The following is a 22,302-nucleotide window of genomic DNA, read 5'->3' on the forward strand; positions in this document are numbered from 1 at the left end:
ACACCGCCGGCCATCGTGGACAGTTTGCCTGGAAGGGGGAGGCAATCGATGAAACGCAAGCCTGATCTTTTGTGGGTTCTGGTAATCCTGTTCGGCCTGGGGGTCGTCACCACCGGTTACACCCAGAGCCTCTGGGAACGCCAGGGCAGTATTCCTGCCCAGGTCACTCAGCAGCCCTGATTGCCTGCCGGGTGTCGCAGGGATCGCGACGCCTGTGCAAGCCGGCCATACCAGCCGCCATCCGTCACCGTGCCCATCAGCGGTACGTCCCAGCTGGCCAGCTCCAGCTGATCGACCTTCTGACACTCGTGCGCCAGACCCAATAGTGTCGGTGTGTGCCAATTTTTGCGCATGCCCAGGTAGGCCAGGGTGCGATCGTAGAACCCCTTGCCCATGCCCAGGCGTCCGCCCTGCGGATCGAACCCCACCAGTGGCAACAGCAACAGGTCCAGCGCCCACGCCGGGCGTTGCTGGCCGCGGTTGGGCACCGGCTCGGCGATGCCGAAGCGGTTGCGCGTCCAGCGTTCGCCGATGCCGACGCGCTGGAAGGTCATGTGGGTTTTCGGCCAGTCCGACAGCACCGGCAGATAGGTTGCCTTGCCGCGCTTCTGCGCCGCCTTCATCAGGGGCCGTGGATCGATCTCGCCGTCAGCCGGCAGGTACAGGGCGATGTGCTTCGCCCGACGAAACAGCGGGTGCTGCGCCAGCTGGCGATACAAGGCCTGGGCCGCGAGGCGTTGCTGGAGCGGGGTTAGGGCGCGTCTGGCCTGGCGCAGTTGGCGGCGCAGGGCGGGACGGGAGAGACCGTCGGAATGGATCATGGAAGGGTAAAGCTCCCCGGACATGCCGCTGTCGGGTTAGCCCTTGAACCCGAGAGTTCAAGGTGGTGGTTGCAGTAGGCTTTAAGGCTTTCCGTCGTGCGGACATGCACACCAGCCCAACTGGCAACCCCCGTTGTTGCAATTATCGGCTCAGGGACATCACCGACTGGCCAACACACCAGGGAACGATGCGGATTATACCCCAAGGAAATTTCCCTGGTCAGACTTCACCCGGCTCCTTATCGGTGGTAAGGGCACGGTCCACGCGTTCGAGCAGTTCGCGCACGCGTTCGCGGGTGGAGCTGCTGTCGTGGTCCTGGCGCTCCTGCTTGTGCAGCAGGTCGTGGGTGATGTTCAGTGCGGCCATCACCGCCACGCGGTCGGCGCCGATCACTTTGCCGCTGGAGCGTATCTCGCGCATCTTGCTGTCGAGGTAGCGCGCAGCGCTTTCCAGGTTGACGCGTTCCTCGGGAGGGCAGGTGATGCAGTACTCCTTGTCGAGGATTTGAACATTGAGGGTATTCGACTGGCTCATGAGTCCTGCTCCAAGGCTTTGAGTCGCAAAATCATCGCTTCGACCTTCTGCCGCGCCAATTCGTTCTTCTCGATCAGATGGGCGCGTTCTTCCCGCCAGCTTTTCTCGTTCGCCCGCAGCAGCCGGTTCTCGGCCTTGAGCTGCTCCAGGCGCTGGAGCAGCTGGTCGAACTTGGCGATCAGCATGTGCAGGTCGGCGTCTTCCATGGGCTCTCGCTTGGCTCTTTACTCGTAAGAATGGGAGTGACCGGAAACTATATAGGACCGCCGCGGGGGTGGGTCAACGCGGCGACCCGTTACATGGTCTTGCACAGGGCGGCGGTGCTAGGATACGGGACCACATTCTATGCGCGGCGCCCGATGGCGCCTAGCTGCCTTACCCCGGGTTCGATCATGTCCACGTCAAGTTCCGCCTATACCGCCTTCTCCGCCCTGCTCGCCGAGGCCGCCCTGCCGATTTCCCCCGCCGAGCTGCACGGCCACCTGCTCGGCCGCGTCTGCGCCGGTTCCGGCTTCGACCAGGACGAGTGGCTGCAGGCCGCCGGCGAACTGCTCGGCGGCGAGCCGGGCGAACGCCTGAGTGCGGCCCTGGGCGGCCTGCTGGGCATGGTCCAGCAGGACTTCAGCGCCGGCGAGATGGCCGTGGTGCTGATGCTGCCCAACGACGACGCCCCGCTGGCCGAGCGCGCCGCGGCCCTGGGCCAGTGGTGCCAGGGTTTCCTCGCCGGCTTCGGCCTGGCGTTGCGCTCCCCCAGCCTGTCCGACGAAGCCGACGAAGTGCTCCAGGACATCGCCGCCATCGCTCAGGTCCAGGGCGCGCTGGAAGATTCCGAAGACGGCGAGGCCGACTATATGGAAGTGCAGGAGTACCTGCGCGTCGCCCCGCTGCTGCTGTTCTCCGAGTTCGGCAAGGTGCCGGCACCGGCCGAGAAACCGTCCCTGCATTGAGGTTGCTGCATGATCCGTATCGCCAAGTCGGAATACGCCCGTCGGCGCAAGGCGCTGATGGCGCAGATGGAACCCAACAGCATCGCCATCCTCCCGGCGGCGCCGATGTACATCCGCAACCGCGACGTCGAGCACGTCTACCGCCAGGACAGTGACTTCCAGTACCTCACCGGCTTCCCCGAGCCGGAGGCGGTGATGGCGCTGATCCCCGGCCGCGAACATGGCGAGTACGTGCTGTTCTGCCGCGAGCGCGATCCGGAGCGTGAACTCTGGGACGGTCTGCGCGCCGGGCAGGACGGCGCGATCAGCAGCTTCGGCGCCGACGATGCGTTCCCCATTGGCGACATCGACGACATCCTCCCCGGCCTGATCGAAGGCCGCGACCGCGTCTACTACGCGCTGGGCGCCAACCAGGAATTCGACCGCCGGCTGGTGGACTGGATCAACGTGATCCGCTCCAAGGCCCGCCAGGGGGCGCAGCCGCCGAACGAGTTCGTCGCCCTCGACCACCTGCTGCACGACATGCGCCTGTACAAGAGCGCGGGCGAGGTGAAGGTGATGCGCTACGCCGCCGAGGTATCCGCCGGCGCCCACGTGCGCGCCATGCAGATCTGCCGTCCGGGGCTCAGCGAGTACCACCTCGAAGCCGAGCTCGACTACGCCTTCCGCAAGGGCGGGGCGAAGATGCCTGCCTACGGTTCCATCGTCGCCGCCGGCCGCAACGCCTGCATCCTGCACTACCGGGAGAACGACGCGCCGATCAAGGACGGTGACCTGATCCTGATCGACGCCGGCTGCGAGATCGACTGCTACGCCAGCGACATCACCCGTACCTTCCCGGCCAATGGTGTGTTCAGCCCCGAGCAGAAGGCCATCTACCAACTGGTGCTCGACGCCAACATGGCGGCCTTCGACTACATCGCGCCGGGCCGCCACTGGAACGAGGCCCACGAGGCTACCGTGCGGGTCATCACCGCCGGCCTGGTGAAGCTCGGCCTGCTCAGCGGCGATGTCGACGAACTGATCGCCAACGAAGCCTACAAGGCCTTCTACATGCACCGTGCCGGCCACTGGCTGGGCATGGACGTGCATGATGTCGGCGAGTATCGCGTCGGTGGCGAGTGGCGCGTGCTCGAAGTGGGCATGTCGATGACCGTCGAGCCGGGCATCTACATTTCCCCGGACAACACCGATGTGCCGAAGAAGTGGCGCGGCATTGGCGTGCGCATCGAGGACGACGTGGTGGTGACCAAGACCGGCTGCGAGATCCTGACCAACGGTGTGCCCAAGACCGTCGCCGAGATCGAGGCACTGATGGCGCAAGCCCGCGCCCAGGCCGCCTGACATGCAACGAGCGCAACTGGCCATAATCGGTGGTGGCCTGGTGGGCGCCAGCCTGGCGCTGATTCTCCAGGCTGGCGCACGCGAGCGCGGCTGGCGGATCGTGCTGGTCGAGCCGTTCGCCCCCGGCGATGCCTATCAGCCCAGCTACGATGCGCGCTCGTCCGCGCTGTCTTTCGGCAGCCGGCAGATCTATGAACGCCTGGGGCTCTGGCAGCAGATCGCCCAGCGCGCCGAGCCGATCTCGCAGATTCACGTCTCCGACCGCGGTCGCTTCGGCTCCGCGCGCCTGACGGCGGTGGAGGAGGGCGTTCCGGCCCTGGGCTATGTGGTGGAGAACGCCTGGCTCGGCCAGAGCCTGTGGCGTGCCCTGGACCCGGAAGTGGTCAGCTGGCGCTGCCCCGCCGAGGTGCGGCGGATGGAAGCGATCGGCGATGGCTATCGCCTGACTCTGGACGACGACACGCAGCTGGACTGCGACCTCGCCGTGCTGGCCGATGGCGGCCGTTCCGGCCTGCGCGAGCAGCTGGGCATCGGCGTGCGCTCCTCGTCGTACGGGCAGACCGCGCTGATCGCCAACGTCAGTCCGTCCGAAGCCCACCGTGGCCAGGCCTTCGAACGCTTTACCGAGAACGGCCCGCTGGCCCTGCTGCCGCTGCCGGAAAACCGCTGCGCGCTGGTCTGGACCCGCAACGGCCGCGATGCCGAGCGCTTGCGCGAGCTGCCCGATGCGGCCTTCCTGTCTGAATTGCAGGAAGCCTTCGGCTATCGCCTCGGCGCCTTCCGCCAGGTCGGCGCCCGCTATGGCTACCCGCTGAGCCTGATCGAGGCCGAGGAACAGATTCGCCCGCACCTGGTGGTGCTGGGCAATGCCGCTCACAGCCTGCACCCGATCGCCGGACAGGGCTTCAACCTGTCGCTGCGCGATGCCCAGGCACTGGCTGACCGGCTGTTGCAGGAAGAGGCCGTGCCGGGCGATTTCGCCGTGCTGCAGCGTTATCTCGACGGCCAGCGCCTGGACCAGCAGATGACCGTCGGCTTCTCCGACCGTGTCACCCGCCTGTTCTCCAACGCCCAGCCGCTGCTCGCCACCGGCCGCAACCTGGGCCTGCTCGGCCTCGACCTGCTGCCGCCGGCCAAGCGCTGGTTCGCTCGCCAGGCCATGGGCCTGGGCGCCCGCCCGGTGTGACAGCCCCCAGTCAGAAGGAAATTCGATGCACGCGGATCTGGTAATAGTCGGGGCCGGCATGGTCGGCAGCGCGCTGGCCCTGGCCCTGGAAGGCAGTGGCCTGGACATCCTGCTGCTGGACGGCAGCCCGATGAGCGTCAAGCCGTTTGACCGCGAGTCGAGCTTCGAGCCGCGCGTCAGCGCGCTGTCCGAAGCCAGCCGGCGCATCCTCCAGCGCCTGCACGCCTGGGACGGCATCGCCGCGCGCCGCGCCGAGCCTTATCGCGAGATGCAGGTGTGGGACGGCTCGGGCACCGGGCAGATCCACTTCAGCGCCGCCAGCGTGCATGCCGAGGTGCTCGGCCATATCGTCGAGAACCGCGTGGTGCAGGATGCCCTGCTGGATCGCCTGCACGACTCCGCCCTCGGCCTGCTGCCCGGCGCGCGCCTGGAGCAGCTGCGCCATTCCGGCGACGACTGGCTGCTGACCCTGGCCGATGGCCGGGAAATCCGCACGCCGCTGGTGATCGCCGCCGACGGCGCCAACTCGGCGGTGCGCCGCCTGGCCGGCTGCGCCACCCGCGAGTGGGATTACCTGCACCACGCCATCGTCACCAGCGTGCGCTGCGAGAAGCCGCACCTGGCCACGGCCTGGCAACGCTTCACCGATGACGGCCCGCTGGCCTTCCTGCCGCTGGCGAAGGAGGGCGACGCGCACTGGTGCTCGATCGTCTGGTCGACCACTCCGGAGCAGGCCGAACGCATCATGGCGCTGGACGACGACGGTTTCCGCGCCGCCCTGGGACGGGCCTTCGAGCACCGCCTGGGCGCCATCGAGCATGCCGACCGCCGCCTGTGCATCCCGCTGCGCCAGCGTCACGCCAAGCGCTACGTGGAGCCGGGGCTGGCGCTGATCGGCGATGCCGCGCACACCATCCATCCGCTGGCCGGGCAGGGCGTCAACCTCGGTTTCCTCGATGCCGCGGTGCTCGCCGAGGTGATTCTGCATGCCTACGAGCGGGGCGAGAACATTGCGGAAGAGCGCGTGCTGAGCCGCTTCGAGCGCCGCCGGATGCCGCACAACCTGGCGATGATGGCGGCGATGGAAGGCTTCCAGCGCCTGTTCCAGGCCGACCCGCTGGCGGTGCGCTGGCTGCGCAATGCCGGGCTGCGGCTGGTGGACAAGCACCATGAAGCCAAGGGCATGTTCGTGCGGCAGGCGCTGGGGCTTTCCGGCGATCTGCCGACACTGGCGCAGGTCTGATAACGGCGGCCTGCGGCCCCAAGCCGCACCCCGCCGAAATACCCCGACACACCTGCGCGACCCAGTGGCAAATGCGGTTCCTTATCATTTGCGGGATATCTTCCCCGCAAAGGACACGCCCATGCTCATGCGCAAAGGTCTTCCCGCCACCCTCCTGCTGGCCGCCATCGCTGGCACTGCCCAGGCCGCCGACGAAGTGGTGGTCTATTCCTCGCGCATCGACGAACTGATCAAGCCGGTGTTCGACGCCTACACCGAGAAGACCGGGGTGAAGATCAAGTTCATCACCGACAAGGAAGCGCCGCTGATGGCGCGGATCAAGGCCGAAGGCGCCAACACCCCGGCCGACCTGCTGCTCACCGTGGACGCCGGCAACCTCTGGCAGGCCGAGAAGATGGGCATCCTGCAGCCCTTCGACTCGCCCACACTGGATGCCAACATCCCGCCGCAGTACCGCTCCGGAACCGACAGCTGGACCGGCCTGTCGCTGCGCGCGCGCACCATCGCCTACTCCACCCAGCGGGTGAAGCCAGATGAGCTCTCCACCTACGAGGCGCTGGCCGACAAGCAGTGGGAAGGCCGCCTGTGCCTGCGCACGGCGAAGAAGGTCTACAACCAGTCGCTGACCGCCACCCTGATCGAGACCCACGGCGAGCAGAAGACCGAGGAAATCCTCAAGGGCTGGGTGAGCAACCTGGCCACCGACGTGTTCTCCGACGACACCGCGCTGCTCCAGGCCATCGCCGCCGGCCAGTGCGACGTCGGCATCGTCAACACCTACTACTACGGCCGTCTGCACCAGGAAAAGCCGGACCTGCCGGTGAAGCTGTTCTGGCCGAACCAGGGCGACCGTGGCGTGCACGTCAACCTGTCAGGCATCGGCCTGACCAAGTACGCGCCGCACCCGGAGCAGGCCAAGAACCTGGTGGAATGGATGACCGGCCCGCAGGCCCAGGCGCTGTTCGCCGGTATCAACCAGGAATTCCCGGCCAACCCGAAGGTGGCTCCGTCGCAGGAAGTGGCGGCCTGGGGCGCATTCAAGGCCGACAGCATCCCGGTTGAAGTTGCCGGCAAGCGCCAGGCCGAGGCGATCAAACTGATGGATCGCGCCGGCTGGAACTGATTGCCTGCCGACGCCTCAAGGGGCGTCGGCCTTTGCCTGGTACTGTGCCGAAACGGCCTGATTGGTGCCCCGCAGGAAGCAGGTGAGCAACCCGTCCTCGGCGTTGTCCCGGCGCAGTACCAGGCGCAGGCGCCGGTCGACCTGCTGGCCTTCGACTTCGCCATCATAGGCCTCCTCGCGCGTCAGGCCCGCGTCGACCCAGACCTCCTGCCAGCGTTGCGCCTGTTGCGGATCGCCGGCCAGGGAGCGGTGGGCGAGGTTCAGGCAGGCTTCGGTGGCGGTGGGCTCGTCGGCCACTGCCAGTCCACACAGCGGGGCGAATAGCAGGGTTGGCAGAGCGCGGCGAAGAAACATGGGCTTTTTCCTGAAGGAGGGGAATGGCAAAGTGGCCGATTCGACCGCTCTACCTTGCGCTTTATCCCTGCTCGTTGAGGATCAGTCGATTTCGAGCTCGCTGGCGGCGTGTTCCGAGCGCCATTCGGATATGTCTGACCCGAGTACCCACTGAAGTTTCTGGATAGTCCGCTGCATGCGCGTCAACCGCTGGTACCCCACCACCTTCCTCGTCGCCGCCCTGGTATTGCTGCCGATCAGCGTTTTGCTGCTGAGCTGGGCGGAGATCGACCGGGAGATCTGGGCGCACCTGTGGGACACCCAGCTGCCGCGCCTGCTGGGCAATACGCTGGTCCTGGTCGGCGGCGTCGGGGTTGGCGTGACCGTGCTCGGCGTGAGCCTGGCCTGGCTCACCAGTCTCTGCGAGTTTCCCGGCCGGCGCTGGTTGGACTGGGCGCTGATGCTGCCCTTCGCGGTGCCGGCCTATGTGCTGGCGTTCGTCTTCGTCGGCCTGCTGGACTTCGCCGGGCCCGTGCAGACGCTGCTGCGCGAGTGGTTCGGCAGCGGCCTGCGGTTGCCACGGGTGCGCTCCACCGGCGGGGTGATCATCGTCCTGGTGCTGGTGTTCTATCCCTACGTCTACCTGCTGGCGCGCACCGCGTTCCTCGCCCAGGGGCGCGGGCTGACCGAAGCGGCGCGGGTGCTCGGGCTGTCGCCGTGGGCGGCGTTCTGGCGGGTCGCCCTGCCCATGGCGCGGCCGGCCATCGGCGCGGGCCTTGCCCTGGCGATCATGGAAACCCTGGCGGATTTCGGCACCGTCTCGGTGTTCAACTTCGATACCTTCACCACCGCCGTGTACAAGACCTGGTACGGCTTCTACAGCCTCTCCAGCGCCACCCAGCTGGCCAGCCTGCTGCTGCTGTTCGTCATGCTGGTGTTGCTGGGCGAGCGCTACAGCCGGGGTCGCAGCGGCGTGCCCAGCGAGCGGCCGCGCGGTGCCGCACTGTATCGCCTGCATGGCTGGAAGGCGTTCGCGGCGACGGCCTGGTGCCTGCTGGTGTTCGCCTGTGCCTTCGTCATTCCGCTGCTGCAACTGCTGGCCTGGTGCTGGCAGAAGGGCCGTTTCGACCTCGACGAGCGTTACTGGGGGCTGATACTGCACAGTCTTTACCTGGGCGGCTGCGCCGCGCTGCTGACGGTGGCGGTGGCGCTGCTGCTGGCCTTCGCCCGCCGTCTGTCGCCCACGCCGGCGGTGCGTTCGGCGGTCGGCATCTCCAACCTCGGCTATGCGCTGCCCGGCTCGGTGCTGGCGGTGGCGATCATGCTGGCCTTCAGCTGGCTGGACAACCACGCGGTGATTCCGCTGTCCACCGCCCTAGGCGGTGCCGGCAAGCCGTTGCTGCTGGGCAGCCTCGGCGCGCTGCTGGTGGCCTACCTGATCCGCTTCATGGCGGTGGCCCATGGCCCGCTGGAGGGCGCCCTGGCGCGCATCCGTCCGTCGCTGCCGGAGGCGTCGCGCAGTCTCGGGGTGGGCGGTGCGGGACTATTCTTCAGGGTCTACCTGCCGCTGCTGCTGCCGGGGACGCTGAGCGCCGCGCTGCTGGTGTTCGTCGACGTGCTCAAGGAAATGCCGGCGACGCTGCTGATGCGCCCCTTCGGCTGGGACACGCTGGCGGTGCGGGTCTTCGAAATGACCAGTGAGGGCGAGTGGGCGCGGGCGGCGCTGCCGGCGCTGACGCTGGTGCTGGTGGGGTTGTTCCCGGTCGTCGGCCTGATCCGCCGCTCGGCGCGCGCGGCCGGTTGCGCCGATCGCTGAGATTCGACTGTCGGACCCGCTGTCCACAGGCCGGTCATGCGACTACAATGCGCGCGTTTCGTGCGGGCCGCTCTCGCGCTCCGCACCCGCCTCGCCCGGAAGGAGACCACCCATGGGACAGCGCACACCGCTCTATGATTTGCACGTCGCCCTCGGCGCCAAGATCGTCGATTTCGGCGGTTGGGACATGCCGCTGCACTACGGCTCGCAGGTCGAAGAGCACCACCAGGTACGTCGCGACTGCGGCGTGTTCGACGTTTCCCACATGACCGTGGTCGACGTCACCGGTCCGCAGGCGAAGGAATACCTGCAGCGACTCCTGGCCAACGACGTCGAACGACTGCAGACCCCGGGCAAGGCGCTGTACAGCGGCATGCTCAACGAGCGGGGCGGGGTGGTCGACGACCTGATCGTCTACCTCGGCGTGTACGGCTACCGCGTGGTGGTCAACGCTTCCACCCGCGACAAGGACATGGCCTGGATGCAGGCCCATACCGAAGGCTTCGACGTCACCCTGAGCGAGCGCGCGGACCTCGCGATGCTGGCGGTGCAGGGCCCGAACGCCCGCGAGAAGACCGCCGAACTGGTCACTCCCTCCCGCGCCGCGCTGATCGGCGAACTCAAGCCCTTCCAGGGCAAGGCCGACGGTGACTGGTTCATCGCCCGCACCGGTTACACCGGCGAGGACGGCCTGGAAATCATGCTGCCGGCCGCCGAGGCGCCGGGCTTCCTCAACGAACTGGTCGGCGCCGGCATCGCCCCGGCGGGCCTCGGCGCGCGCGACACTCTGCGCCTGGAAGCCGGGATGAACCTGTACGGCCAGGACATGGACGAAGAGATTTCCCCGCTGGCCGCCAACATGGGCTGGACCATCGCCTGGGAACCGGCCGAGCGCGACTTCATCGGCCGCCAGGCCCTGGAAGCGCAGAAGGCCGCGGGCGATGCGCCCAAGCTGGTCGGCCTGGTGCTGGAAGAACGCGGTGTGCTGCGCGCCCACCAGGTGGTTCGCGTCGCGGGCGTCGGCGATGGCGAGATCACCAGCGGCAGCTTCTCCCCGACCCTGGGCAAATCCATCGCCCTGGCCCGCGTGCCGGCCGCCACCGGCGATCGCGCCGAGGTGGAAATCCGTGGCAAGTGGTACCCGGTTCGCGTCGTTCAGCCGAATTTCGTGCGTCATGGCAAAGCCCTGATCTAAATTGCATCTAACTTGAATAGGGCGGCATCGCCGCCCGTCGCCCAGTCACCGAGGAAAAACAAGATGAGCAATATCCCCGCCGACCTGCGTTACGCCGCCAGCCATGAGTGGGCGCGCCTGGAAGCCGACGGTACCGTGACCGTGGGCATCTCCGACCATGCCCAGGAAGCCCTGGGCGATGTGGTCTTCGTCGAACTGCCGGAGCTGGGCAAGACCCTCGCCGCCGGCCAGGAAGCCGGTGTGGTGGAGTCGGTGAAGGCCGCCTCGGACATCTACGCCCCGGTGGGCGGCGAAGTCATCGCCGTCAACGACGTGCTGGCCGACACCCCCGAAGAAGTGAACAACGACCCGTACGGCTCCTGGTTCTTCAAGCTCAAGCCGAGCAACCCGGCGGAGCTGGAAAAGCTGCTCGACGCCGCCGGCTACCGCGCTTCCTGCGACGCCGACGCGTAAGACACCGCTGTACACACAGGCCTCGATTCGTCGGGGCCTGTTCTTTTAGGGAACGACCTTTTCGAGACCGACGCCATGTCGAACACCCCTTCGCTTTCCCAGCTGCACCAGCCCGATGCCTTCCTCGTCCGCCATCTGGGCCCGGATGCCGCCGAACAACAGGCCATGCTCGATACCCTGGGGGTGAGCAGCCTCGACGACCTGATCGTGCAGACGGTGCCGCCGGCCATCCGCCTGAACCGGCCGCTGGACCTGCCTGCCGCGCTCGACGAGCAGGGCGCGCTGGCCAAGCTGAAGGGGTACGCGCAGAAGAACGAGCTGTGGACCAGCCTGATCGGCACGGGTTACTACGGCACCCTGACTCCCACGGTGATCCTGCGCAACGTGCTGGAAAACCCGGGCTGGTACACCGCCTACACGCCGTACCAGCCGGAAATCGCCCAGGGTCGTCTCGAATCCCTGCTGAACTTCCAGCAGATGACCATCGACCTCACCGGCCTGGACCTCGCCAGCGCCTCGCTGCTGGACGAAGCCACCGCCGCCGCCGAGGCCATGGCCCTGGCCAAGCGCGTGGCGAAGGCCAAGAGCAACCTGTTCTTCGTCGACGCCAACTGCCACCCGCAGACCATCTCCGTGGTACAGACCCGCGCCGACGCCTTCGGCTTCGAGGTGGTGGTCGACGAGGTGGAGAACCTCGGCCAGCACGCGGTGTTCGGCGCGCTGCTGCAATACCCCGACACCCGTGGCGAGGTCCGCGACCTGCGCAGCCTGATCGACGCACTGCACGCCCAGCAGGCCATCGCCTGCGTGGCCAGCGACCTGCTCGCGCTGCTGCTGCTCACCCCGCCAGGCGAGCTGGGCGCCGACGTGGTGCTGGGCAGCGCCCAGCGCTTCGGCGTGCCCATGGGCTACGGCGGCCCGCACGCGGCCTTCTTCGCCTGCCGCGACGAATACAAGCGCGCCATGCCGGGGCGGATCATCGGCGTGTCCAAGGATGCCCGCGGCAACACCGCGCTGCGCATGGCCCTGCAGACCCGCGAGCAGCACATCCGCCGCGAGAAGGCCAACTCCAACGTCTGTACCTCCCAGGTGTTGCTGGCCAACATCGCCAGCCTGTACGCCGTCTACCACGGCCCGCAGGGCCTCAAGCGCATCGCCCAGCGCGTGCACCGCCTGACCGCGGTCCTGGCCACCGGCCTGGAAGCCAAGGGCGTGAAGCGCGTCAACCAGCACTTCTTCGACACCCTGACCCTGGACGTCGGCGCACAGCAACAGGCCATCGTCGAGCGCGCCCGCGCTGCCCGCGTGAACCTGCGCATCGTCGGTGAAGACCGCCTGGGTGTGAGCCTGGACGAAACCACCAGCGCCGAAACCCTCGCCACCCTGTTCGACATCCTGCTGGGTGCCGGTCACGGACTGGACGTCGCCCAGCTTGACGCCGGCAAGGTCGCCGACGGCATTCCCGCCGACCTGCAGCGCAGCAGCGGCTACCTGACCCACCCGGTGTTCAACCGCCACCACAGCGAAACCGAGATGCTGCGCTACCTGCGCCAGCTCGAAGGCAAGGACCTGGCGCTGAACCAGGCGATGATCCCGCTGGGCTCCTGCACCATGAAGCTCAACGCCACCAGCGAGATGATCCCGATCACCTGGCCGGAATTCGCCACCCTGCACCCCTTCGTGCCGCGCGAGCAGGCCGAGGGCTACCGCCTGATGATCGAGGAGCTGGAGCGCTGGCTCTGCGCGATCACCGGCTTCGACGCCATCTGCATGCAGCCCAACTCCGGCGCCCAGGGCGAGTACGCGGGCCTGCTGGCGATCCGCAAGTACCACGAGAGCCGGGGCGATGCGCACCGCAACATCTGCCTGATCCCGTCCTCGGCCCACGGCACCAACCCGGCCTCGGCGATCATGGCGAGCATGCGCGTGGTCATCGTCGAGTGCGACAAGGGCGGCAACGTCGACCTGGAGGACCTCAAGCGCAAGGCCGAGGAAGCCGGTCCGCAGCTGTCCTGCCTGATGATCACCTACCCCTCGACCCACGGCGTGTACGAGGAAGGCATCCGCGAAATCTGCGAGGTCATCCACGCCCAGGGCGGCCAGGTGTACATGGACGGCGCCAACCTCAACGCCCAGGTCGGCCTGGCGCGTCCGGCCGACATCGGCGCCGACGTGTCGCACATGAACCTGCACAAGACCTTCTGCATTCCCCACGGCGGTGGCGGCCCGGGCATGGGCCCGATCGGCGTGAAGAAGCACCTCGCGCCCTTCGTCGCCAACCACCCGGTGATCCGCATCGAAGGCCCGAACCCGCTCAACGGCGCAGTGAGCGCCGCGCCCTGGGGCAGCGCCAGCATCCTGCCGATCAGCTGGATGTACATCGCCATGATGGGGCCGCAGCTGGCGGATGCCACCGAGGTGGCGATCCTCAACGCCAACTACGTGGCCAGCCGCCTCGACGGCGCCTTCCCGGTGCTTTACCGCGGCCGCAACGACCGTGTCGCCCACGAGTGCATCCTCGACCTGCGCCCGCTCAAGGCGCAGACCGGGATCAGCGAGGAAGACGTGGCCAAGCGTCTGATGGACTACGGCTTCCATGCGCCGACCATGTCCTTCCCGGTGCCCGGCACGCTGATGGTGGAGCCCACCGAGAGCGAGTCCAAGCATGAGCTGGACCGTTTCATCGAGGCGATGCTGTCGATCCGCGCCGAGATCGCCAAGGTCGAGGCGGGCGAATGGCCGGCGGAGGACAACCCGCTCAAGCGCGCGCCGCATACCCTGGCGGACGTCACTGGCGTCTGGCAGCGCCCGTACGAGATTGCCGAAGCCGTGACCCCGACCGAGCACACCCGTGCCTTCAAGTACTGGCCGGCGGTGAACCGTGTGGACAACGTCTACGGCGACCGCAACCTGTTCTGCGCCTGTGTGCCGGTGGATGACTATCGCGAGTGATCGCTGAGTCGAACTGAAAAAGCCGCCTTCGGGCGGCTTTTTCTTGGTGGCGATTTCGCCGTTATGGACAGGCTCTTCGTAGGAGCGAGCTTGCTCGCGAACCGACCCAGCGACGCACTCACCGGCAAACACCGTTCGCGAGCGAGCTCCTACAGCGAGCAGATCGGCGCAGGAACGACTCGCGGTGCCGACGGGGCGAAGCGGTACCCATGCTTCGCCAGCCACGGCGATACGCCCCTGGACGAGCGCCAGGGGCCGCGCCGGTGGGGTTCACTGGGCAGGTGCATCGTTGCCGCGGATCAGGATGGCGTTGGCCAGCTCCATGTCGCTGCGTTGGCGCAGACCGGGGTTGTCGCTGCGCAGGCGGGTCAGTGCGGATTCAAGGTAAGGACCACGGATCGCGCCATCGCTGGCGACATAGGTGCTCGCGTCGTCCTGGGCGGCGGCGATCAGTTTGTCGTCGTGCCTGAAGGTCAGGTAAAGCGACGCGGTGGTCGCGCCGGACGAAATGATGTCGCGCAGGAAGTCGTCGGCCATGGCCGAGGCAACAGGCACTGCGAGCAGGGCGAGAACGGTGGCCAGTTTGGCGGTGTGCATCAGAATCACCTCCGGAGGGTCCGTGTACAGGTGAGATGCGTGGGTTTTGCGGGGAGTTCCACCTTTGCGCCGGGCGGCGCGCGTTGCGCTGGTGGCAGCGCGCGCCGTCGCGGTCAGCGTTGGCTGGCGAGGAGGGCGGTGGCCAGGTCCGCGTCGCTGGCGCTGGCCAGTGCCGGGTTGCTGGTGCGCATCTGCAACAGCGCGGCCTCCAGATAGGGGCCGCGGATGGCGCCATCGGTGGCGATGAAGCTGGCGGCGTCGTCCTGGGCCGGGCCGACCAGCTTGTGGTCATCATGGCTGGTCAGGTAGCTGGAGGCGGTGGTGGCGCCAGAGGTCAGGACCGAGCGCCAGAAATCGTTGTCTTCGGCCATGGCCGAGGCCAGGGGGAGCAGGGTCAGGGCAATGACGGCGGGGATGAAGCGGCGACGCATGGTAACTCCTTGGTTGAGTGCGTCTGTCAGAGCTTTTGCCGCTTCGCTAGTTCCCATCTGTTCGTCGGAAGATTCACTCGCGCTTGAGCGTGGGATCGTCCGGATTCTGTTGCTCCAGTTCCGCCAGCAGCATCTGCACCTTCTGCATCTGTCCGGTTTCGCGCAGGTAGGCGATCAGCGTCAGGCGCGCTGCGCGGTTGGCCGGGTGACGTTGCAGCAGCGCCTCCAGCTCATGGGCGGCGGCATCGGCTTCGCCGCTGTCGTGCAGGGCGATGGCCAGCACGTAGCGGAGCTGGTCGTCGTCCGGGGACAGCCGCACCGCTTCGCGCAGCTCCTTGAGCGCCGCCGCGCGTTCACCCTGGCGCACCAGGGCGAGGCCGTTGACGTGGTGCAGCAGGCCGGCGTTGGGATGCTGGCGCAGGGCGTCGTCGAGCAGTTGGCGGGCGTCGGCCTGGCGACCGTTGGCTTCCAGCCACTGGATCAGGGTGACGGTGGCCGGCAGGAAGTCCGGGTTGTGCGCCATTGCCGCGCGCAGCGCGGGCTCGACCTGCTCGGTGCGGCCGGTGCGCTGGTAGAGCATGGCGAGGTTGAGGTTGGCTTCGGCGCGTTCGGCCAGGCTCTTCTGCACGTCCTCGTACTCGCGCAGACCCTGGTCCAGCGCCTCGTCCAGGCCGGGACGCGCTTGCGGCGGCACCTGCGACAGCTGCCAGGCGGCGGCGATGCGCACGGCGCGGATCGGGTCGGACAGCAGCGGCGCCAGCCACAGCGCTTGCTGCTGTGGCGCAGCCAGCGCAGCGAGGGCGCCGATGGCGGCGTTGCGTACCAGCGGGTCGGCATCCTTCAGGCCCAGCACCACCAGTTCCAGTGAGCGCGGGCTGGGGTAGGCGGGCAGTTCGGCGAGCAGGGTGGCGCGGCGGATCGCCGGCAGCTCCGGCGAGGCCAGCAGCAGGTGCAGCGCGCGGGATGCGCCCGGCTTGCCGCCACGGGCCTTCCACAGGGTGTCGTCATAGCGCGGCGTGGGGTTGCCGGAGGCGCTCGGCTTGGCCGGCTGTTCGCTGGCGTACCACTGGCGGAACTGCTCGGTGACCTTCTTCGCCGGAGTGTCCTTGTGGCAGGCCAGGCAGGCATCCGGCGCGCCGATGCGCCGGGCATGGGCGGGGTCGGGCAGGCTGAAGCCGTGGTCGTGGCGGTAATCGTTGACCATGTAGTAGCGGCCCGGCATGTGACATGAGGTGCACTGCGCGCCGGGGCTGCCGGGTTCGTGGTGATGGTGCTCGGGCGAGTCGTAGTTCTTCGCCTGCAGGCCCTTGCCGTCGATCTGCGGGCGCACCGGCTTGCCGGCGGTGTTGTGGCATTGCAGGCAGACACCATTGCCCGGCGCCTTCAGCTCGCCGCTGTGCGGGTTGTGGCAGTCGGTGCACTGCACGCCCTTGGCGAACATCTTGCTCTGGGTGAAGGAACCCCACTCGAAGACTTCGTCCTTGATCTTGCCGTCGATCTCGTAGAGCTCGAGGGTCAGGGTGCTGGGCAGGTAGTCGTCCATGAAACGTTGCTTGTTCCGGTAGCCGTCGCCGAGCGGCGCGCGGCGGGCATGGCAGCGGGCGCAGGTTTCGACGACGGTGCTCTGGCTGGCATTCTTCAGCGGCGCCTCGAAGCCCTTGTCGGCGCTGCGGTCGGGCTTCTGCGCCCATTCCAGGTGTTTCGACGCCGGCCCGTGGCAGGCCTGGCAGCCGACACCGAGGCTGTTCCAGTGGCTGGCGAAGCTGTCGGTCCTGGCGTCGTAGTTACGCTTGAAGCCGGTGGTGTGGCACTCCACGCACATGAAATTGGCGTTCTGCGCGGGGCGGGTCCAGTGCAGTTCGTCCCTGTAGTCGATACGCTGCCCGGGCATGAGCTGGAACCAGCGGTTCTTGCGGCTATCCCAGGCCACGCCGAGGGCCTGCAGGCGGCCGCCGGGGTACTCCAGCAGGTACTGCTGCAGGGGTTCGAAGCCGAAGGTGTAGGCCACCCTGAAGTCCGCCGGCTTGCCGTCGTTGCCGGGGGTGTTGACCCAGTATTCGTCGCCCTTGCGGAAGAAGCGGGTGGTCTCGACCTCGCCCTTGAAGGTGACATCGGCGAAATCGCCGAGCACGTTGCCTGCGCTGGCCGGCTTCATCGCTTGCTGGTGATGGGAGCCCTGCCAGTCCTTGAACTGATCCTGGTGACAGCCCTGGCATTGCTGCTCGGCGACGAAACTGGCCGTCGTCTCGACCTCCGCCTGCGCGGTGGGCCTGGCCTGGGTTTGCGGGCGTGACGCCAATTGTGGCTGCGGTGCGCTGTTCTGCACGTACCACCAGGCCCAGGCGGCGGCGATCAGCAGAATGCAGGCCAGGCCAAAGGCAATGCGGCGGACGAGAGGATTCGTGGCGTCGTTGTTCTTGGGCTTTGGCATGCGGCTCTGCGGCGAATGTCACGGAGTGGAGGAGCTTCGGTGACTGCCGGAGGGATGTCAAACCGAGCGGAGGATGGGGCCGGGGGATCGTTTGCGGCGGGCTCTCTCCCCGCACGGGGAGAGGAAAGCGTCGGCCTGGTGCTGCCGATGTCCTCCGGCTCGTCGTTGTACTGATCGGAAACGCTCTCGAACGGCTCTGCAAGGCTGGGGGCGGCTTCCTGATTCACCATGCGTATTGCATGCGGAATGTCCACGTATTGGCTTCCGGCGCCGAATCCGGGCGGGAGACCGTGTCCATGTACGAGATCATGCCGCCAACGTTGCGCGAGAGCATGAAGCCCAGGGAGGCGCCGGCCATAGTGGTGTCCTGGGCGTTGTCCTGCTCCTCGCCAGCGATCGTGCTTTCGCCGCCCCATTTGTAGCTGGCGTCCAGCGAGGCCCAGAGGGCGGGATTGAAGCTGTAGCTGTAATGCAGTTCGGTGGCGTACAGCGGGTCCTGCTTGAGCTTGTGGTGGCCGAGGAACTCGTCGTTGTCCTGGAAGAAACTGGCGTAGGCGTTGGCCTCCAGCCAGGTCCTGCCGATCGGCGTGCCGAACGCCAGCTCGGGTTTGACGATCCAGCGGTTGGTGCCGATGTTCAACAGCTTCTTGTTGTCGTAATCGCCGGTCGGAGCGGTGACGAAGATGGCGCCGGAAAGGAAGGTTTGCGGCTTCCAGCTGGCGAACTCCTGCCGGGTCAGCGCGGGAGCGCCGAACAGGTTGTGGGCGAGCACGATGGTGGTGTCGCCCATGCCGTCGTTGCCTTTCTTGCCGGGAATGCCGTCGAAGCCCGCTTCCCCGTTGACATAGGGCTGAAGGACCTGGATGCCGGTGGAGCGGCCGTCGACGCCGAAGCTGTAGGCATAACGGGCGAGCCACACGTCGGCATTGACTGAGACGCCGTTGATGGCGATGGCCTGGTCCACCGAGGTGTTGGAGTCGAGCACGGTGAGGTACAGGAAGGCGACGCTGGTATCGATCGGCAGGTTCTGCCAGTCGCGAGCGTTGTCGGCCTGGGCGCTGACGAGACCCAGCATGCCGATGCCGAGCGTGGCGGCGAGGGCGATCGGATGACGGCGTGCCGGAGTGGGGCTGCGGTGCTGCGCGTGACTTCTCATTGCGTATTTCCAGCTCTTGGATGAGATGTCCGTTTTTGGCTGGCCGTCGGGATTTCGGCTTCGGCCGAGGCTAGCGAGGCGGCTGCGAGTTGGAAATCGCCCATTGGGGTGAAGTCGGGCTTGGTAGCTGGTCCGGCGTGGCGAGCGGGCGCGACGAAATGTCCGCAGAACGGGGCACCGTGAAGCCGTGCGGGTGGGACTCGGCCGGATTTTCAGGAGTGCAGGTGGCGGGTGCTCAAGGCTGCCGAATTGCCGCCACCCTTGCGCTGTCCACCTTCACTTCGGGATTGCCGAACTGCGCGGTGAGATAGTTCACCAGCGTGGCGATCTGCTCGTCGTTGAGGGTGCCGGCAAAACCGGGCATGAACAGCTCCTCGTCGCCAACCTTGCGGTGTACGCCGCCGAGCACCACCTGCACCAGATTGTCCGGCTGCAGGGCGCCGACCGCGCTGTTCTTCAGCAGCATCGGGTAGTAGCCATCCTTCACCCCTTCGCCGCTCCAGGAGTGACAGCTGGCGCAGTTGCCCAGGAACAGGCGGGCGCCGTCGTCCTGCTTCTGTGCGGCGAAGTCCTGGCCGCGCAGGGTAATCACGTCCTCGGCCGGCTTGCCCCACTGGAAACGCGCCTTGCGCTCGCCGTCGCTGACCGCCGGGACGCTGCGCAGGTAGCTGGCGATGGCTTGCAGGTCGGCTTCGGTCAGGTACTGGAAGCTGTGCTCGACTGCCTCTCCCATGGGGCCCGCGGCCTGGGCCTTGCCCGGCACGCCGCCGGTCTTGAGGTACTGCACGATCTCCGCGTCGCTCCAGCCGCCTATACCGCTGTGGGTGTCGGGGGTGATGTTGAAGGCATACCAGCCGCCCAGGGCAGCGCCGGCGAGGAAGCCGGTGCCGCGTTCGTTCATGGCCTTTTCCTGGAAGGCCATGCCGCGCGGGGTATGGCAGGTGCCGCAGTGGGCCAGACCCTGGACCAGGTAGGCGCCGCGGTTCCAGGCCTCGCTCTGCTTCGGATTGGGCTGATAGACCTGGTCGTCGTGGAACAGCAAGTTCCAGATCGCCAGCGGCCAGCGCATGTCCAGCGGCCAGGCGATGTCCGAGTCCCGGTTGGGCTGCGCCACCGCCTGCACGCCGCCGTTGATGAACCAGGCGTAGAGCGCCTGCATGTCCTCGTCGTTGATCTTCGCGTAGGCGGTATAAGGCATCGCCGGGTAGAGCCGGGTGCCGCCCTTGGCCACACCGTCGCGCAGGGCGCGGGCGAAGTCGTCGTAGCTGTAGCTGCCGATACCGGTCTTCGGGTCGGGAGTGATGTTGGTGGAGTACACGGCGCCCAGCGGCGTGGCCAGCGGCAGGCCACCGGCGAAGGGCTTGCCGCCCGGCGCGGTGTGGCAGGCGGCGCAGTCGCCGGCGCGGGCCAGGTATTCGCCACGTTGCAGCAGTTCCTGCGGCGCCGGATCCAGTGCATTGGCGGCGTGGCTCAGCAGCGGTGCGGCGAGCAGGGAGAGGAGTGCGAGAGCTTTCATCGTCAGGCCTCCCGCTTCAGTTGATCGGCCAGGCGCAGGGCCAGGGCGGCGATGGTCAGGGTGCAGTTCACCGAGCCGACGGTGGGCATCACGGCACTGCCGGCGATGAACAGGTTGGGGTGGTCGTGGCTGCGACAGTGGCTGTCCACCACCGAGTCCTTCGGATCGGCGCCCATCAGGGTAGTGCCGGTGATGTGGTTGTTGTTGGCGAAGTTGTCCTCGAACACCACCTCGGTGCCGCCCAGCAGTTTTGCCGCGTGGGCATACACCTCGCGGGTGTGCGCCGCGCTCTTGTGCACGTAGTCGTCCATCGCGTAGGTGAACTCCGGCTTGGGGATGCCCACCGCGTCGCGCTCGCTGGCGCTGGGGACGATGCGGTTCTCCGGGTGCGGGAGGATCTCGTGGAAGCTGTCGAAGCGCACGAAACGCGCGGCGCGGTCGCGGATCTGCGCCTCCAGCTCGCGGCCCAGCAGCAGCGGGCCCTTGCGGATCAGCTCGGCGGCCACCTGGTCGGTGCGCGAGAGGTTCGACAGGTGGATCTTCTTGGAGGCGTATTCGCTGCGGAAGGCGCCATCGCGGAAACCCACCATCGAGGTCATCTCCTGCGGCCCACGGCCCGGCCAGAGCTTCTCGTTGGCGAAGAACTGCACGGCGGTGCCGGGGTGGTCCATGAGGTTGCGGCCGACCATGTCCGAACTGTTGCCGACCTCGGACATCAGCATCAGCTTGGGCGTCTCGATGCCGTTGGCGGCGAGGATGAAGGTGCCGCCTTCGACCCGGTGCTCGTTGCCTTGCGGGTCCTTGTACAGCGCGGCGGTGATCTTGCCGCCGGCGCCTTTCTCCAGCTTGAACACCACGGCGTTTTCCACCAGCCGCGCGCCGGCGCCTTCGGCCTTCTCGACGTGGACGATGCCGTTGTACATGGCGCCGATGGGGCAGATCGGCATGCAGTTGTTGTTGCCGCAGCAGGTCGGTCGCTGATCGTAGGGGCGGCTGTTGCGCGCCACCGGCTCGGTGACCACGCGGTAGCCGTTGGCGTTGAGCAGAGTCTTGATGCGCTGTTCGTTCCACGACAGCGGTAGGGGCGGCATCGGGTAGGGCTGGCTACGCGGGGAGTCCAGCTCCTCGTCGCCCGGTCCCCAGACGCCCAGTTCTTCCTCGGCGCGCTGGTACCAGGGTTCGAGTTCCGCGTACTCGATGGGCCAGTCACGGCCCACGCCGTAGAGGCTGAGCAGCTTGAAGTCGTTGGGCAGGAAGCGCCAGGCCGAGGCCGCCCAGTGCCAGGTGGTGCCGCCGACCACGCGCAGGTATTGCACGTCGTAGGGGTGGGTGCCCTTCTGGATCAGGTAGTGGTTGTCCGGCTTGAACTGCGGGTGCGGCGCGTGCGGGCTCGAGGGGTAGGCCGCCTGGTTGTCGGACTTGTCCGCCTGGTTGCGGAAGCGCTCGACGATCTCCCAGCGCGCCATGCGCGGCCCGGCCTCGAGGATCAGCACGTCCTTGCCGGCCAGCGCCAGTTGATGGGCCACCAGCGCCCCGGCGACGCCGGAGCCGACCACCACGAAATCCGCGCGTTGCGTCTCGGCCATGTTCACACCTCCCGCTCGGCCGGCTGGGCCGCCCAGAAGCCCGGCTTGTTCGGGCAGTAGCTGCGGATCACCAGCACGTCGTCCACCGCCTTGAACATCAGCGCCTGCTCATAGGTGATCAGCGTGGCGTTGCTGGCATCGCCGATCTGCCCCAGGTACCAGCCGCCGAGGATCTGCCGGGCCAGCCACTGCGGGCGCTCGCCCCAGCTGGCGGGCGGCTCGGCCAGGTTCGCCTGCAGCTCGGCGAGGCTCTGCTTGAGCGCGGTGTCGCGCTGGGCCAGGGCCTCGAACAGGCGCTGGCCGATGCGTGGGTCGAGGTTGCTGCGCCCGGTCAGGCGCTGGGACAGGGTCATGAAGCTGGCCAGTTCCGCCTCGGCCTGGGGCGTCAGCGCGGCCCAGGTGCGGGCGGCGGGGCTGAGCAGCAGGCCGCCTACTGCTGCGCCGGCGCAGGCCACCGCCAGCAGGCGGCGGCGGGAAAGGGGAAAGTCGGGTCGTTGAACGTCGGACATGCGAACCTCTCTGGCACCAGGCATTGGTGGCGGCGCGCGGTCTGGCGCCGCTGGCGTCGTGTCGTTCGGAACTTGCGGCGGCCACCGGGCCGGTCGGGGTGGCGAGAGCGGGCCGCGCCCCTTAGTAT

The 22,302-nt window shown here is 67.5% G+C and carries 21 protein-coding genes and 1 other RNA gene; 10 read left to right on the top strand and 12 right to left on the bottom strand.

Going from position 1 to position 22,302, the window contains the following annotated elements; genetic code table 11:
* Positions 1-48: 48 nt before the first annotated feature.
* Positions 49-180 (top strand): hypothetical protein, encoded by a 132-nt coding sequence (locus tag ACAW63_RS06510; protein ID WP_371232507.1) that lies wholly within the window; start codon positions 49-51, stop codon positions 178-180.
* Here the strand turns inward: ACAW63_RS06510 and ACAW63_RS06515 are convergent.
* From ACAW63_RS06515 to ACAW63_RS06530, 4 genes are all read right to left on the bottom strand, one after another.
* Positions 168-821 carry a 5-formyltetrahydrofolate cyclo-ligase gene (locus tag ACAW63_RS06515; protein ID WP_371232508.1) on the bottom strand — a complete coding sequence of 218 codons (654 nt, stop codon included), beginning with the start codon at positions 819-821 and terminating at the stop codon, positions 168-170. The two genes, ACAW63_RS06510 and ACAW63_RS06515, sit on opposite strands and share 13 nt — an antisense overlap.
* A gap of 9 nt (positions 822-830) precedes the next feature.
* Positions 831-1,009, bottom strand: a non-coding RNA gene (ssrS, locus tag ACAW63_RS06520) — 6S RNA.
* Between the two features lie 32 nt (positions 1,010-1,041).
* Complete coding sequence (locus ACAW63_RS06525) at positions 1,042-1,356, bottom strand: cell division protein ZapA (protein WP_371232510.1); 315 nt, start codon at positions 1,354-1,356, stop codon at positions 1,042-1,044.
* A complete protein-coding gene (locus ACAW63_RS06530) occupies positions 1,353-1,562 on the bottom strand; it encodes a TIGR02449 family protein (protein WP_371232512.1) in 210 nt (69 codons plus the stop codon). The genes ACAW63_RS06525 and ACAW63_RS06530 overlap by 4 nt, the downstream gene beginning before the upstream one ends.
* A 186-nt stretch (positions 1,563-1,748) precedes the next feature.
* Here ACAW63_RS06530 and ACAW63_RS06535 point away from each other — a divergent pair, with 186 nt between their 5' ends.
* The 5 genes from ACAW63_RS06535 (at position 1,749) to ACAW63_RS06555 (ending at position 7,199) form a co-directional block, all read left to right on the top strand.
* A complete protein-coding gene (locus ACAW63_RS06535; RefSeq protein ID WP_275609731.1) occupies positions 1,749-2,303 on the top strand; it encodes a UPF0149 family protein in 555 nt (184 codons plus the stop codon).
* Positions 2,304-2,312: 9 nt separating this feature from the next.
* Complete coding sequence (pepP, locus tag ACAW63_RS06540) at positions 2,313-3,647, top strand: Xaa-Pro aminopeptidase (protein WP_371232513.1); 1,335 nt, start codon at positions 2,313-2,315, stop codon at positions 3,645-3,647.
* A gap of 1 nt (position 3,648) precedes the next feature.
* Positions 3,649-4,833 carry a 2-octaprenyl-6-methoxyphenyl hydroxylase gene (gene ubiH, locus ACAW63_RS06545; protein WP_371232515.1) on the top strand — a complete coding sequence of 395 codons (1,185 nt, stop codon included), beginning with the start codon at positions 3,649-3,651 and terminating at the stop codon, positions 4,831-4,833.
* A gap of 25 nt (positions 4,834-4,858) precedes the next feature.
* On the top strand, positions 4,859-6,076 hold the full coding sequence (locus ACAW63_RS06550) for a 2-octaprenyl-3-methyl-6-methoxy-1,4-benzoquinol hydroxylase (protein WP_371232516.1): 1,218 nt from the start codon (positions 4,859-4,861) through the stop codon (positions 6,074-6,076).
* A gap of 121 nt (positions 6,077-6,197) precedes the next feature.
* On the top strand, positions 6,198-7,199 hold the full coding sequence (locus tag ACAW63_RS06555) for an extracellular solute-binding protein (protein WP_371232518.1): 1,002 nt from the start codon (positions 6,198-6,200) through the stop codon (positions 7,197-7,199).
* Positions 7,200-7,214: 15 nt separating this feature from the next.
* On the opposite strand, the gene ACAW63_RS06560 is transcribed toward ACAW63_RS06555, so the two are convergent.
* Positions 7,215-7,553 carry a hypothetical protein gene (locus ACAW63_RS06560; protein ID WP_371232520.1) on the bottom strand — a complete coding sequence of 113 codons (339 nt, stop codon included), beginning with the start codon at positions 7,551-7,553 and terminating at the stop codon, positions 7,215-7,217.
* Positions 7,554-7,728: 175 nt separating this feature from the next.
* On the opposite strand from ACAW63_RS06560, the gene ACAW63_RS06565 reads away from it, so the two are divergent.
* From ACAW63_RS06565 to gcvP, 4 genes are all read left to right on the top strand, one after another.
* Positions 7,729-9,348, top strand: a complete 1,620-nt coding sequence (locus tag ACAW63_RS06565) for an ABC transporter permease (protein WP_371232521.1) — start codon at positions 7,729-7,731, stop codon at positions 9,346-9,348.
* Between the two features lie 112 nt (positions 9,349-9,460).
* Complete coding sequence (gene gcvT / locus ACAW63_RS06570; RefSeq protein ID WP_371232522.1) at positions 9,461-10,543, top strand: glycine cleavage system aminomethyltransferase GcvT; 1,083 nt, start codon at positions 9,461-9,463, stop codon at positions 10,541-10,543.
* Positions 10,544-10,606: 63 nt separating this feature from the next.
* Complete coding sequence (gcvH, locus tag ACAW63_RS06575) at positions 10,607-10,996, top strand: glycine cleavage system protein GcvH (RefSeq protein ID WP_371232524.1); 390 nt, start codon at positions 10,607-10,609, stop codon at positions 10,994-10,996.
* Between the two features lie 75 nt (positions 10,997-11,071).
* On the top strand, positions 11,072-13,948 hold the full coding sequence (gcvP, locus tag ACAW63_RS06580; protein WP_371232526.1) for an aminomethyl-transferring glycine dehydrogenase: 2,877 nt from the start codon (positions 11,072-11,074) through the stop codon (positions 13,946-13,948).
* Between the two features lie 270 nt (positions 13,949-14,218).
* Here the strand turns inward: gcvP and ACAW63_RS06585 are convergent, their stop codons facing one another.
* The 7 genes from ACAW63_RS06585 to ACAW63_RS06615 form a co-directional block, all read right to left on the bottom strand.
* Positions 14,219-14,545: a DUF2388 domain-containing protein gene (locus ACAW63_RS06585; RefSeq protein WP_371232528.1), complete on the bottom strand. Its 327-nt coding sequence runs from the start codon at positions 14,543-14,545 to the stop codon at positions 14,219-14,221.
* Between the two features lie 113 nt (positions 14,546-14,658).
* Positions 14,659-14,976: a DUF2388 domain-containing protein gene (locus tag ACAW63_RS06590; protein WP_371232530.1), complete on the bottom strand. Its 318-nt coding sequence runs from the start codon at positions 14,974-14,976 to the stop codon at positions 14,659-14,661.
* Between the two features lie 73 nt (positions 14,977-15,049).
* The gene (locus ACAW63_RS06595; RefSeq protein ID WP_371232532.1) at positions 15,050-17,407 is read right to left on the bottom strand and encodes a tetratricopeptide repeat protein; all 2,358 of its coding nucleotides are present in this window, start codon (positions 17,405-17,407) and stop codon (positions 15,050-15,052) included.
* Between the two features lie 223 nt (positions 17,408-17,630).
* Entirely contained in the window at positions 17,631-18,563 is a 933-nt protein-coding gene (locus ACAW63_RS06600; protein WP_371232534.1) for a transporter, read from the bottom strand.
* Positions 18,564-18,798: 235 nt separating this feature from the next.
* Positions 18,799-20,079, bottom strand: coding sequence for a c-type cytochrome (locus ACAW63_RS06605; RefSeq protein ID WP_371232535.1), 1,281 nt, complete (start codon positions 20,077-20,079; stop codon positions 18,799-18,801).
* A gap of 2 nt (positions 20,080-20,081) precedes the next feature.
* A complete protein-coding gene (locus ACAW63_RS06610) occupies positions 20,082-21,665 on the bottom strand; it encodes a GMC family oxidoreductase (RefSeq protein WP_371232537.1) in 1,584 nt (527 codons plus the stop codon).
* Between the two features lie 2 nt (positions 21,666-21,667).
* Positions 21,668-22,174 (bottom strand): sugar dehydrogenase complex small subunit, encoded by a 507-nt coding sequence (locus ACAW63_RS06615; protein WP_371232539.1) that lies wholly within the window; start codon positions 22,172-22,174, stop codon positions 21,668-21,670.
* Between the last annotated feature and the right edge of the window lie 128 nt (positions 22,175-22,302).

The sequence above is a fragment of the Pseudomonas sp. QE6 genome (assembly GCF_041379005.1).
GTDB lineage: Bacteria > Pseudomonadota > Gammaproteobacteria > Pseudomonadales > Pseudomonadaceae > Pseudomonas.

Excerpts from the sequence above, each read along its gene's own strand:
- ACAW63_RS06510 (WP_371232507.1), top strand. The coding sequence starts at position 49 with ATGAAACGCAAGCCTGATCTTTTGTGGGTTCTGGTAATCCTGTTCGGC.
- ACAW63_RS06515 (WP_371232508.1), bottom strand. The coding sequence starts at position 821 with ATGATCCATTCCGACGGTCTCTCCCGTCCCGCCCTGCGCCGCCAACTG.
- ACAW63_RS06525 (WP_371232510.1), bottom strand. The coding sequence starts at position 1,356 with ATGAGCCAGTCGAATACCCTCAATGTTCAAATCCTCGACAAGGAGTAC.
- ACAW63_RS06530 (WP_371232512.1), bottom strand. The coding sequence starts at position 1,562 with ATGGAAGACGCCGACCTGCACATGCTGATCGCCAAGTTCGACCAGCTG.
- ACAW63_RS06535 (WP_275609731.1), top strand. The coding sequence starts at position 1,749 with ATGTCCACGTCAAGTTCCGCCTATACCGCCTTCTCCGCCCTGCTCGCC.
- pepP (WP_371232513.1), top strand. The coding sequence starts at position 2,313 with ATGATCCGTATCGCCAAGTCGGAATACGCCCGTCGGCGCAAGGCGCTG.
- ubiH (WP_371232515.1), top strand. The coding sequence starts at position 3,649 with ATGCAACGAGCGCAACTGGCCATAATCGGTGGTGGCCTGGTGGGCGCC.
- ACAW63_RS06550 (WP_371232516.1), top strand. The coding sequence starts at position 4,859 with ATGCACGCGGATCTGGTAATAGTCGGGGCCGGCATGGTCGGCAGCGCG.
- ACAW63_RS06555 (WP_371232518.1), top strand. The coding sequence starts at position 6,198 with ATGCTCATGCGCAAAGGTCTTCCCGCCACCCTCCTGCTGGCCGCCATC.
- ACAW63_RS06560 (WP_371232520.1), bottom strand. The coding sequence starts at position 7,553 with ATGTTTCTTCGCCGCGCTCTGCCAACCCTGCTATTCGCCCCGCTGTGT.
- ACAW63_RS06565 (WP_371232521.1), top strand. The coding sequence starts at position 7,729 with ATGCGCGTCAACCGCTGGTACCCCACCACCTTCCTCGTCGCCGCCCTG.
- gcvT (WP_371232522.1), top strand. The coding sequence starts at position 9,461 with ATGGGACAGCGCACACCGCTCTATGATTTGCACGTCGCCCTCGGCGCC.
- gcvH (WP_371232524.1), top strand. The coding sequence starts at position 10,607 with ATGAGCAATATCCCCGCCGACCTGCGTTACGCCGCCAGCCATGAGTGG.
- gcvP (WP_371232526.1), top strand. The coding sequence starts at position 11,072 with ATGTCGAACACCCCTTCGCTTTCCCAGCTGCACCAGCCCGATGCCTTC.
- ACAW63_RS06585 (WP_371232528.1), bottom strand. The coding sequence starts at position 14,545 with ATGCACACCGCCAAACTGGCCACCGTTCTCGCCCTGCTCGCAGTGCCT.
- ACAW63_RS06590 (WP_371232530.1), bottom strand. The coding sequence starts at position 14,976 with ATGCGTCGCCGCTTCATCCCCGCCGTCATTGCCCTGACCCTGCTCCCC.
- ACAW63_RS06595 (WP_371232532.1), bottom strand. The coding sequence starts at position 17,407 with ATGCCAAAGCCCAAGAACAACGACGCCACGAATCCTCTCGTCCGCCGC.
- ACAW63_RS06600 (WP_371232534.1), bottom strand. The coding sequence starts at position 18,563 with ATGAGAAGTCACGCGCAGCACCGCAGCCCCACTCCGGCACGCCGTCAT.
- ACAW63_RS06605 (WP_371232535.1), bottom strand. The coding sequence starts at position 20,079 with ATGAAAGCTCTCGCACTCCTCTCCCTGCTCGCCGCACCGCTGCTGAGC.
- ACAW63_RS06610 (WP_371232537.1), bottom strand. The coding sequence starts at position 21,665 with ATGGCCGAGACGCAACGCGCGGATTTCGTGGTGGTCGGCTCCGGCGTC.
- ACAW63_RS06615 (WP_371232539.1), bottom strand. The coding sequence starts at position 22,174 with ATGTCCGACGTTCAACGACCCGACTTTCCCCTTTCCCGCCGCCGCCTG.